Raw genomic sequence first — 11,829 nt, forward strand, 5'->3', positions numbered from 1 at the left:
ATGGCGAACGGATCATCCATGGACAAGCCCCTGACCGGGGACCTGCTGCCCGACGGCAGCGTGCTGGACCTCGCGGCCTACGAGAGGGTGGGCGGGTACGAGGCGCTGCGCAAGGTGCTCAAGGAGATGACCCCCGCCGACGTCCTCAAGGAGGTGACGGACTCCAGGCTCCGGGGGCGCGGCGGCGCGGGCTTCCCTACCGGCCAGAAGTGGAGCTTTGTGCCCATGGGCGACAACGCGCCCACGCCCAAGTACCTGGTGGCCAACGCCGACGAGATGGAGCCGGGGACCTTCAAGGACCGCCTGATCCTGGAAGGGAACCCGCACCTGCTCATCGAGGGGATGATCCTTTCCGCCTACACCATCCAGGCCACCCAGGGTTACATCTTCCTGCGCTGGGCCTACAAGCTCGCGGCGGAGCGCATCACGCGCGCGCTGGCCGAGGCCTACGACAAGGGCTACCTGGGCCGGAACATCCTGGGCTCGGGCTACAGCTTCGAGCTGCACCTGCACACCAGCGCCGGACGCTACATGTGCGGCGAGGAGACCGGGCTCCTGAACGCGCTGGAGGGCAAGCGCGCCAATCCCCGGGCCAAGCCGCCGTTCCCCCAGGTGAGCGGCCTGTTCGGCAAGCCCACCATCGTGCAGAACGTCGAGACCCTGTGCAACGTGCCGCCCATCCTGCGCAACGGCGCCCAGTGGTACCTGGGTCTGAGCCGCAGCGAGGACGGCGGCACCAAGCTCTACGGCGTGAGCGGCAAGGTGCGGCGGCCGGGCGTGTGGGAGCTGCCCCTGGGGACCACCATCCGCGAGATCCTCGAGCGGCGCGCCCGCGGCATGCGCGAGGGCTACAAGTTCCGCGGCCTCCTGCCGGGCGGCGCCTCCACGGATTTCCTCGTGGAGGACCACTTGGACGTGAAGATGGACTACGGCTCGGTGCAGGCGGCGGGCAGCCGCCTGGGTACCGGCCTGATGGTCGTCCTCGACGACCAGACCTCGGTGGTGGGCATGGTGCTCAACCTCGAGCGCTTCTTCGCCCAGGAGTCCTGCGGCTGGTGCACGCCGTGCCGCGACGGCCTGCCCTGGACCGCGCGCATTCTCCAGGGGCTCCTGGAAGGGCGTGGGCGTCCCGGCGACCTGGAGCGGCTGGAGATGCAGACCCGCATGATGGGGCCGGGCAACACCTTCTGCGCGCTGGCGCCCGGCGCCATGGAGCCCTTGCAGAGCGCCCTCAAGTACTTCCGGGAGGACTTCGAGAAGCTCATTCCCAAGAGCGACGCAGCGTAACGATCATGGCCACCATCTACGTCGACGGCCGGCCCTACGAGGTCGACCCCGCCAAGAACCTGCTGGAGGAATGCCTCTCCAAGGGGCTCGACTTGCCGTACTTCTGCTGGCACCCCGCCCTGGGGTCGGTGGGCGCCTGCCGCCAGTGCGCGGTCAAGCAGTACCGGGACGAGAACGACCAGCGCGGCCGCATCGTCATGGCATGCATGACCCCGGCCATGGACGGCGCGCGCATTTCCATCAAGGACAAGGACGCGGCGCAGTTCCGCGCCGGCATCATCGAGCTCCTGATGAGCAACCACCCGCACGATTGCCCGGTGTGCGACGAGGGCGGCGAGTGCCACCTGCAGGACATGACGGTGATGACCGGGCACAACTACCGCGGCTACCGCTTCGGCAAGCGCACCTTCACCAACCAGCAGCTTGGGCCGTTCATCAACCACGAGATGAACCGCTGCATCACATGCTACCGCTGCGTGCGCTACTATCGCGACTACGCCGGCGGCAAGGACCTGGACGCCTTCGCCTCCCACAACCACGTCTACTTCGGGCGCCACGAGGACGGCCCCCTGGAGAACGAGTTCAGCGGCAACCTGGTGGAGATCTGTCCCACCGGCGTGTTTACCGACAAGACGCTGAAGGAGCACTACACCCGCAAGTGGGACCTGCAGACCGCGCCGTCGGTGTGCGCCCACTGCAGCCTCGGGTGCAACACCATCGCGGGCGAGCGCTACGGCCAGCTCCGGCGCATCCTCAACCGCTACAACGCCCAGGTGAACGGCTACTTCCTGTGCGACCGCGGCCGTTTCGGTTACGGCTTCGTGAACGGCGACCGGCGCCTGCGCCAGCCGCGCCTGCGCCAGGACGGCGAGAGCCGGCCGGTAAGCGGCGCGGAGGCGCTCAAGCGGACGGCGCTCCTCCTGGGACGGCAGTCCCGCGTCATCGGCATCGGCTCGCCGCGGGCGTCCGTGGAGGCCAACTTCGCGTTGCGGACCCTCGTGGGATCGCGGAACTTCTTCAGCGGCATGGCCCCCGGGGAAGAGCACCTGGTGGCGCGCATGCTGCACGTGCTCCGCGGCGCCGGGGTGCGCACGCCGTCGCTGCGCGAGGTGGAGTCCGCCGACGCGGTCCTGGTGCTGGGGGAGGACGTCACCCAGACGGCGCCGTTGCTGGCACTGGCGATTCGCCAGGCGGTGAAGCAGGCGCCGCGCAGGGAGGCCATGCAGTTGCGCATTCCGCGCTGGGACGACGCGGCGCTGAACGAGGTGATGCAGCAGCAGAAGGGACCGCTGTACATCGCCACGCCGGCGGGCACCCGGCTCGACGAAGTGGCCACCCAGTGCTTTCGGGGAGCGCCCGACGACGTGGCGCGGCTGGGTTTCGCCGTGGCGCGCGCGCTGGACGCCACCGCTCCGCCGGTGCGAGGGCTGTCGCGGGAAGAGCGGGCGGCGGTCCAGGCCATCGCCGGTGCCCTGCGGCAGGCGGAACGGCCGGTGGTGGTGTCCGGGTCCGGATGCGGCAGCGAGGCGGTGGTGGACGCGGCGGCGCAGGTGGCGCGGGCGCTCGGCGGGGCCGGGGCCGCCAACCTGTGCTTCACCGCGGCCGAATGCAACAGCTTCGGCCTGGGACTGCTCAACGCCATGGGCACCGCCGAGGCCTTCCAGCGGGTGGCCGACGGCTTGGTCGACACGGTGGTGGTGCTGGAGAACGACCTCTACCGCCGGGTGGGCCGCGCCTCGGTGGAAGCCATGCTGGCGTCCGCCCACGTGGTGGCCATCGACCACTCGGCCACGGACACGGTGGCCGGCGCCGAGGTGGCGTTTCCCTCGGGTACCTTCGCCGAGACCGAGGGCACGATGGTGAACAACGAGGGCCGCGCGCAGCGCTTCTACCAGGTGTTCGTGCCCGAGGGCGAGGTGAAGCCGGCGTGGAGCTGGCTGGGGGAGCTGGCCCAGGCGGCCGGACGCACCGAGTTGACGGGGCTGCGCTCGCCCGACGATCTCCTGGCCGCGCTGGGGCGCGCGGTGGCGGCGTTCGAGGGACTGCCGGAACGCGTGGCCGGCGCGTCGTTCCGGGTGAACGGGGAAAAGGTGCCGCGGCTGTCGCCGCGCGCCAGCGGCCGCACGGCCGTGTCCGCCGACGTGAACGTGCACGAGCCCAAGCCGCCGGAAGACCCGGATTCTCCCTTGGCGTTCACCATGGAGGGCTATCCGCAGCAGCCGCCGTCGCCGCTGATCACGCGTTTCTGGGCGCCGGGCTGGAACTCCGTCCAGTCGCTCAACAAGTTCCAGGCCGAAGTGGGCGGGGCGCTCGCCGGGGGCGACCCCGGCCTGCGGCTCATCGAGCCGGTGGCCAACGGGGCCGCCGCCTACACCGACGAGATCCCGCCCGCGTTCAGGCGCCGCGCGGGCGAGTTCCTGGTGGTGCCGCTGCACCACATCTTCGGCTCCGACGAGCAGAGCGCGGCGACGCCGGCGGTGGCGCAACGGAGTCCCGGGCCGTACGCCGCGCTCAGCCCGGAGGACGCGCAGACGCTGGGCGTCCAGGATGGCGAGTTCGTCGAGATCGAGCTCGACGGGGGGATGTTCCAGTTGCCGGCGCGCCTCATGTCGAGCATGACCGTCGGCGTGCTGGGCGTGCCCGTTGGAATCGGCAGCCTCCGGGGCGTGGACCTTCCGGCCAGGAGCCGCTGTCGCAGGGTGTGACGTGACGGACGTGTTGCTACAGGTCGCGGTGATCCTCGGGGTGCTGAACGCACCCTTGATCCTGGCCGCGCTGCTCATCTGGCTGGAACGGCGCTTCCTGGCACTCTTGCAGGACCGCTACGGACCCAACCGGGTGGGTCCGCTGGGGCTCGGCATCGTGCTGGCGGACATGATCAAGATCTTCACCAAGGAGGACTGGGTCCCGCCGTTCGCCGACCGGGCCGTGTTCACCTTGGCCCCGGCGGTCATCGTCATCACCGGGCTCATGTCCGTGGCGGTGATCCCCATCACCGAGACCATCGGCGTCACCGACCTCAACATCGGGCTTCTCTTCTTCCTCGCCATGTCGTCCATGGGGGTCTACAGCGTGGTGCTGGCGGGCTGGGCCTCCAACAACAAGTACGCGCTCCTTGGGGGGCTCCGGGCGTCGGCGCAGATGGTCAGCTACGAGGTTTTCATGGGGCTCTCGCTCATGGGCGTGGTGCTCATGGCGGGGTCCTTCAGCCTGCGCGATATCGTCGCGGCCCAGCAGGACATCTGGTTCATCGTGCCCCAGTTCCTGGGGTTCGTCATCTTCTTCATCGCGGGGCTGGCCGAGACCCATCGTCTGCCTTTCGACCTGCCCGAGGCCGAGGCCGAGCTGGTGGCGGGGTTCCACTCGGAGTACTCGGGGATGAAGTTCGGCATGTTCTTCGTCGGCGAGTACGTGGGCGTGACGGTGATCGCGGCGATGATCGTGACGCTGTTCTTCGGCGGCTGGATGGGGCCGGTGCTGCCGGGGATCGTGTGGTTCGGGCTGAAGCTGCTGTTCTTCATCCTGATATTCATCCTGTTGCGGGCGGCGCTGCCGCGGCCGCGCTTCGATCAGTTGATGGCTTTCGGCTGGAAGGTGCTCCTGCCGCTGTCGCTGCTCAACCTGGTGGTGACGGCCGGGGCGCTGCTGCTTTGGAAGGCTTGAGGGTTTGCCGATGTCGTCGTGCCCGAACGTCATGAGGAACCATCGATGCTAAGCATGCTGCGGACCATCTGGACGGTGTTGCTGCACCTGTTCCGGCGCCCCATCACGGTTCAATACCCCGAGGAGAAGCCGTACCTGCCGCCGCGGTACCGCGGGCGGATCATCCTGTCGCGGGATCCGGACGGCGACGAACGCTGCGTGGGCTGCTACCTGTGCTCCGCCGCCTGCCCGGTGGACTGCATCGCGCTCCAGGCCGGGGAGCGGCCGGACGGCCGGCGCTATCCCGAGTTCTTCCGCATCAACTTCTCGCGCTGCATCTTCTGCGGCCTGTGCGAGGAGGCGTGTCCGACCTATGCGATTCAACTGACGCCGGACTTCGAGCTGTGCGACTACAACCGGCAGAACCTCGTGTACGAGAAGGAGGACCTGCTGATCAACGGCCCGGGCAAGTATCCCGGCTACAACTTCTACCGGGTCGCCGGCCTCGCCGTCAGCGGCAAGGAAAAGGGTGCGTCCGAGAACGAGGACAAGCCCGTGGACGTGAAGAGCCTGTTGCCGTGACGCTCATCTACTATCTCGCGGCCGCCGTCGCGGTCATCTCGACGGCCATGGTCATCACCCGCTCCAACGCGGTGCACGCGCTGCTGTACATGATCGTGTCGCTGCTGTCGCTGGCGCTGATCTTCTTCACCCTGGGGGCGCCCTTCGTGGCGGCCCTGGAGGTGATCATCTACGCCGGCGCCATCGTGGTGCTGTTCGTGTTCGTGATCATGATGCTCAACCTCGGCGCCGAGGTGACCGCCCGGGAACGCCGCTGGCTGCAGCCCAAGGCATGGATCGGTCCCGCGATCCTTACGGCCATCCTGTTCGTCGAGTTCCTGGTGGTGGTCGCCACCGAGCCCGCCGCCGCGGGCGCTCCCGCGGGCGTGGGCGTCAAGCGCGTGGGCGCCGCCCTCTACGGCCGCTACGTGCTGGGGGTGGAGCTGGCCGCCATGCTCCTGCTGGCCGGTCTGGTGGGCGCGTTCCACCTGGGCCGCCGCGTGCCTTCCGAGGGCGAGGAGGACGAGTGCTGATGGCCGCGGTCCCCATGGAGCACGGACTCGTGCTGGCGGCGGTGCTGTTCGGGCTGGGGCTCACGGGCGTCCTGGTGCGCCGCAACATCATCTTCGTGCTCCTGTCCCTGGAGATCATGCTCAACGCCGCCGCCCTGGCCTTCGTGGTGGCGGGGGCGCACTGGGGCCAGGCCGACGGACAGGTGATGTTCTTCTTCATCCTGGCCATGGCCGCGGCCGAAGTGGCGGTGGGTCTGGCGCTGGTGGTGCAGCTCTACTATCGCTTCAACACCCTGGACGTGGACACGGTGAGCGATCTGAGAGGCTGACATGCTCGAGCTGCTGTGGCTGATACCCGCCTTTCCTCTCGCCGGCTTCGCCGCCCTCACGCTGGTGGGGTCGCGCCTGTCGCGCACCGAGGTGGCCTACGTGGGCGCGGGCTCCGTGGGCCTGTCGGCGGTGGTGACGCTGCTCGTGGGGCTGAGCTTCATGGCCGCGCCGCCCGCCGGCGGCAGCTTCGTCCAGACCCTGTGGGTGTGGGTGGACGTGGCCGGCTTCCGTCCCGCCTTCGCCTTCCATCTCGACGCCCTGTCGCTGACGATGATCTTCGTCGTGACCTTCGTGGGCTTCCTGATCCATCTCTACTCCGTCGAGTACATGATGGAGGAGGAAGAGGGCTACAGCCGTTTCTTCGCGTACATGAACCTGTTCGTGTGCGCCATGCTGACGCTGCTCCTGGCCGACAACCTCATGCTGCTGCTGCTCGGCTGGGAGGGCGTGGGCCTGTGCAGCTACCTCCTGATCGGCTTCTTCTACAAGGACGAGGCCAACAGCCGGGCCGCGAGCAAGGCCTTCATCGTCACCCGGGTGGGGGACACGGCCATGCTCATGGCGCTGTTCCTGCTCTTCGCGGAGCTGGGCACCCTGGATATCCAGGCGCTCCTGGAGCGGGCCGGCCAGCAGTTTCAGCCGGGCTCGGGCATGGCCACCGCCGTGGCGCTGCTCCTGCTGGGCGGGGCCGTGGGCAAGTCGGCGCAGCTCCCGCTCCAGACCTGGCTGCCGGACGCCATGGCCGGGCCCACGCCAGTGAGCGCCCTCATCCACGCGGCCACCATGGTCACCGCGGGCGTCTACCTCATCGCCCGCACCCACGTGCTCTTCACCCTGGCGCCGGCGGTGCTGACGCTGGTGGCGGTCATCGGCACGCTGACGCTGCTGATGGCGGGCTTCGCCGCGCTGGTGCAGTCCGACATCAAGCGGGTGCTCGCCTACTCCACCATCAGCCAGATCGGCTACATGTTCCTGGCCCTGGGAGTGGGCGCCTGGTCCGCGGCGCTGTTCCACTTCATGATCCACGCCTTCTTCAAGGCGCTGCTGTTCCTGGGGGCGGGCGCGGTGATCATGTCGCTGCACCACGAGCAGGACATGTACCGCATGGGCGGCCTGCGCCGGCAGATGCCGTTCACATTCTGGTGCTTCCTCATCGGCTCCGGCGCGCTGGCGGCCGTGCCGGTGGTCACCGCGGGCTTCTACAGCAAGGACCTGATCATCTGGAACGCGTACAACTCCGAGATCGGCGGCGTTTGGCTGTGGGCCGGAGCGCTGGCCGGGGCGCTTCTGACCTCCGTCTACACCTTCCGCATGGTGTTCCTGACCTTCTACCGCGAGGCTACGGAGTGGGTGCGGCATCTCATGCCCATCCGCGAGCCGGGCCCGTGCGTGCGCATTCCTCTGGGGGTCCTGGCGGTGCTGTCGGTGGCGGCCGGGGTGATCGAGCTGCCCCACACCATGGGCTCGCTGACCCTGTTCTCCGGTTTCCTGAACACGGCGCTGCCCGAGTATCACGGCGTGCACGCGAGCTACGGCACCGAGCTTCTGTTCGAGCTGCTGGCGGCGGCGGCGTCGCTGGGCGGCATCTGGCTCGTGTGGACGCTGGTGATGGCGTCGCCCGGGTCCATGGAGCGCATCGCGGCGCAGCCGTGGGCGCGCGGTCTGGAACGCCTGTGGTTCAGCGGCTGGGGCTTCGACGCGCTCTATGACGCGCTTTTCGTCAAGCCCTGGCTGTGGTGCGCGAAGGTCAACAAGGACGACTTCATCGATTTCTTCTATCGCGCCGTCGCCTTCGTCACCGAGACGCTCCACTTCGTCGCGAGCATGACCCAGACGGGCGCGGTGCGGTGGTACGCCACCGGCATCGCGGTGGGCGCGGTACTGACCGTGGGACTGGTGATCATCCTATGAGCCTTGCCTGGATCCTGCTTCTGCCTTTCGCGGGCGGCCTCGCGGCGTGGATCGCGGGGCGGTGGAGCGACCCGTGGGCGCGCTGGATCGCGCTGGGGACGGCGCTGCTCCACCTGTTGCTGCTGCTGGTGACCTGGGGCGTGTTCTTCACCGAGGTCGTGCCCGCGCCGGGCGGCTGGCTGATGGCTTCCAAGCACCCCTGGATCCCGCAGTTGGGCATCAGCTTCCACTTGGCCGTGGACGGCATCAGCCTGTTGATGCTGCTGCTCGCGAGTTTCCTCACGGTCCTGGCGGTGCTGACCTCCTGGACGTCCATCACCCGCTCGGTGGGGTTCTACCACTTCAACCTGCTGCTGATCCTGACGGCCCTGTCGGGCGTGTTCATCGCCTTCGACCTGTTCCTTTTCTTCGCCTTCTGGGAGATCTCGCTGCTGCCGCTGTACTTTCTCATCGGCATCTGGGGCTACGAGAACCGCGTCTACGCCACCACCAAGTTCTTCATCATCACCCAGGGGAGCGGCCTGCTGATGCTGGTGGCCATCCTGGGGCTGGTGGTGGTGCACTGGCAGTCCACCGGCGTCCTCACCTTCGACTACCTGGACCTCGTGGGCACGGTCATGTCGGAGACCAAGGCGATGTGGCTGATGCTGGGCTTCTTCATCGCCTTCGCCGTGAAGCTCCCGGTGGTGCCGTTCCACACCTGGCTGCCCGACGCCCATACCCAGGCCCCCACCGCGGGCAGCGTGGCGCTGGCGGGCTTGGTGCTCAAGATCGGCGCCTACGGCATGCTCCGCATCGTGGTGCCCATGTTCCCTCAGGCGGCGGCGGACTTCGCCCTGGCGGCCATGATCCTGGCCGTGGTGGGCATCCTCTACGGCGCGCTCCTGGCCCTGGGCCAGACCGACCTGAAGCGCATGGTGGCCTACACCAGCATCAGCCACATGGGCTTCGTGCTGCTGGGGATCTTCGCCGGGAACGAGCTGGCGCTTCAGGGGGCGGTGATCATCATGCTGTCCCACGGCTTCAGCGCCGCCGCGCTGTTCATCATGGTGGGAGACCTGCAGCACCGCACGCACACGCGCGAGCTGGGCCGGTTCGGCGGACTGTGGGCGGTGATGCCGCGCATGGGCGGGGTGGGGCTGTTCTTCGCCATGGCGTCGCTGGGGCTGCCCGGGCTCGCGAGCTTCGTGGGCGAGTTCCTGGTGCTGCTGGGGGCTTTCCAAGTGAACATGCCGCTGACGGTGCTGGCTTCGGTGGGCCTCGTGGCCGCCACCGTCTACTCGCTGTGGATGATGCAGAAGGTCTACTACGGGGCCAACACCGGGGACTGGCAGGTTGACGACACCAGCGGCCGGGAGATGACCATCATGGCCTCGCTCATCGGCGCGACGCTGTGGCTCGGACTCTACCCGCAGCCGGTGTTGACCACCTCCGGGCATGCGCTCGCCGAGATGAAAAAGTTCGCCGCCGAAGCCCGCGCCACGGCCGCGCGCCCCGAAGGGACGGAAAGCGCGGCGTCCGGCGCCGTCGCGTCGACATCGCCGGTTGGAGGTGAGCGGCCTTGAACCCCTTCAGCGCATTGACTCCCATCGTCCTGCTGGGTTTGACGCCACTGGTGCTCATGCTGGTGATCTCGTTCCACCGGAGCCACCGGCTCGCCGCGCTCATCTCGCTGGTGGGCATGGGGCTGCCGCTGGTTCTGCTGGCGGGCACGGCCACCAGCGCCGTGCCGCCGCTGGCGCCGCTCCTGATCATCGACGGCTACGCGCTCTTCTACATCGGCCTTCTGTCGGCCGCGACCATGGTGGTGGTGGTGCTCTCGTACAGCTACCTGGAGCGGGTGCCGGGCAACCGCGAGGAGTTCTATCTCCTGCTCACGCTGGCTACCTTCGGCTGCGCGGTGCTGACCGCCAGCAACCACTTCATCTCGTTTTTTCTGGGGCTGGAGATTCTGAGCGTCTCTCTCTACGGGCTCGTGGCGTATCTGCGCACGACGCGCACGGCGCTGGAATCGGGCATCAAGTACCTGATCCTGGCGGCGGCGTCGGCGGCCTTCCTGCTCTTCGGCATGGCGCTCATCTACGCGGACCTCGGCACCATGGACTTCACCGCCATGACCTCGGTGCTGGCGGCCAAGACCCGGGAGCCCTCCGTGCTGCTCCTCGGCGGCTTCGCCATGGTGATCATCGGCGCCGGCTTCAAGCTCGCGGTGGTGCCGTTCCACATGTGGGCGCCGGACGTCTACCAGGGCGCGCCCACGCCCGTCACGGCGTACCTCACCACGGTCTCCAAGGGCGCCATGGTGGCGCTGCTGCTGCGCTACGGTCAGTACGGCGGGCTCCTGGACTACGACTCGGTGGCCTCGGTGCTGGCGGTGATCGCGGTGCTCTCCATGTTCCTCGGCAACCTGCTGGCGCTCTTGCAGGACAACCTCAAGCGCTTGCTGGCCTATTCCTCCATCGCCCATCTCGGCTACCTGCTGGTGGCGGTGATCGCCGCCTCCCGCGAGGGGTCGCACGCGGTGACCTTCTACCTGGTGGCCTACTTCATCACTTCGCTGGGCATCTTCGGGATCATCACCGCGCTCTCGGACGAGCGCAAGGAAGCCGACGAGATCAGCGACTACCGCGGCCTGTTCTGGCGCCGCCCGTGGGTAAGCGGCGCGCTGTCGCTGATGCTGTTCTCGCTGGCGGGGATCCCGCTCACCGCCGGCTTCGTGGGAAAGTTCTACGTCCTCACCGCCGGCGTGCTCTCCGACCTGTGGGCGCTGGTGATCCTGCTGGTGGTGAGCAGCGTCATCGGCCTCTACTACTACCTGCGCATCATCATCACCATGTACCTGTCCGCCCCCGAGGACCCGTCCTCGCCCCTGTCCGCCACCCGCCGCTTCTCCCTCCCGGAGGGACTCGTGCTCGCCGGCCTCACGGTGCTGCTGATCTGGTTCGGCATCTACCCCGCGTCGCTGCTGAGCGCCATACAGGCGGCCGTGGGTACCTTGGCCTGAGGGGCGAAAGGCTTCGCCGACGGCAATGCCGAGAAGGGTTGCCATCATCGGCGCCGGCGTCTCCGGATTGGGCGCCGCGTGGGCGCTGCACCGGCACCCGGACCGGTTCGATTTTCGGCTGTTCGAAGCCCGCGGGCAGATCGGCGGCAATGCCGTTACCGGGGACATGCCGCAGGACGACGGTACCTCGATTCCGTTCGACATCTCCGTCACCGCGTGCATCCCCTCCGTCTATCACCATATCCTTCTGCTCATGCGGCAATACGGCATCGAACCGGTGGATACCCGGTTCAGCTACAGCGTGAAGTATCACGGCGGTGTCTATGCGCACGATTTCGACTCCGACATCAAGAGGCAGTTGCAGCCGGAAATCGAGAGATTCCAGAAGCTCCTGAGGCGCCTGAAGTGGTTCGGCCGGCTCAACCGCTCCAGGTCGAGACTGCTCAATGCACTGAATCCGTTCAACTATTTCAGCATGGGCACGGTGCTCAACTTCGGCCGTTTCTCCGGAGACTTCAGGTACAAGATCCTGAAGCCGATGTTCGTCAACTTCCTGATGGCGACGAACGTGTTCGACATGCC

The 11,829-nt window shown here is 67.9% G+C and carries 10 protein-coding genes; all 10 read left to right on the forward strand.

Annotated features, from left to right (window positions below; genetic code table 11):
- The first annotated feature begins 18 nt into the window (after positions 1–18).
- On the forward strand, positions 19–1,287 hold the full coding sequence (gene nuoF, locus OXU42_09725; protein MDE0029663.1) for an NADH-quinone oxidoreductase subunit NuoF: 1,269 nt from the start codon (positions 19–21) through the stop codon (positions 1,285–1,287).
- A gap of 5 nt (positions 1,288–1,292) precedes the next feature.
- A complete protein-coding gene (gene nuoG / locus OXU42_09730; GenBank protein ID MDE0029664.1) occupies positions 1,293–3,992 on the forward strand; it encodes an NADH-quinone oxidoreductase subunit NuoG in 2,700 nt (899 codons plus the stop codon).
- A 1-nt stretch (position 3,993) separates the two neighbouring features.
- Complete coding sequence (gene nuoH / locus OXU42_09735; GenBank protein ID MDE0029665.1) at positions 3,994–4,950, forward strand: NADH-quinone oxidoreductase subunit NuoH; 957 nt, start codon at positions 3,994–3,996, stop codon at positions 4,948–4,950.
- Between the two features lie 45 nt (positions 4,951–4,995).
- A complete protein-coding gene (nuoI, locus tag OXU42_09740; GenBank protein ID MDE0029666.1) occupies positions 4,996–5,511 on the forward strand; it encodes an NADH-quinone oxidoreductase subunit NuoI in 516 nt (171 codons plus the stop codon).
- Positions 5,508–6,023, forward strand: coding sequence for an NADH-quinone oxidoreductase subunit J (nuoJ, locus tag OXU42_09745; GenBank protein ID MDE0029667.1), 516 nt, complete (start codon positions 5,508–5,510; stop codon positions 6,021–6,023). The genes nuoI and nuoJ overlap by 4 nt, the downstream gene beginning before the upstream one ends.
- Entirely contained in the window at positions 6,023–6,331 is a 309-nt protein-coding gene (gene nuoK / locus OXU42_09750) for an NADH-quinone oxidoreductase subunit NuoK (protein ID MDE0029668.1), read from the forward strand. The genes nuoJ and nuoK overlap by 1 nt, the downstream gene beginning before the upstream one ends.
- Before the next feature lies 1 nt (position 6,332).
- Positions 6,333–8,243, forward strand: a complete 1,911-nt coding sequence (gene nuoL, locus OXU42_09755; GenBank protein MDE0029669.1) for an NADH-quinone oxidoreductase subunit L — start codon at positions 6,333–6,335, stop codon at positions 8,241–8,243.
- The gene (locus OXU42_09760) at positions 8,240–9,808 is read left to right on the forward strand and encodes an NADH-quinone oxidoreductase subunit M (GenBank protein ID MDE0029670.1); all 1,569 of its coding nucleotides are present in this window, start codon (positions 8,240–8,242) and stop codon (positions 9,806–9,808) included. Before nuoL ends, OXU42_09760 begins: the two co-directional genes overlap by 4 nt.
- Positions 9,805–11,247: an NADH-quinone oxidoreductase subunit N gene (locus OXU42_09765; GenBank protein ID MDE0029671.1), complete on the forward strand. Its 1,443-nt coding sequence runs from the start codon at positions 9,805–9,807 to the stop codon at positions 11,245–11,247. The genes OXU42_09760 and OXU42_09765 overlap by 4 nt, the downstream gene beginning before the upstream one ends.
- 25 nt (positions 11,248–11,272) lie before the next feature.
- A partial coding sequence (locus OXU42_09770; GenBank protein MDE0029672.1) for an NAD(P)-binding protein occupies positions 11,273–11,829 on the forward strand: 557 nt, incomplete at its 3' end.

The sequence above is a fragment of the Deltaproteobacteria bacterium genome (assembly GCA_028818775.1).
Lineage (GTDB): Bacteria > Desulfobacterota > Binatia > UBA9968 > JAJDTQ01 > JAJDTQ01.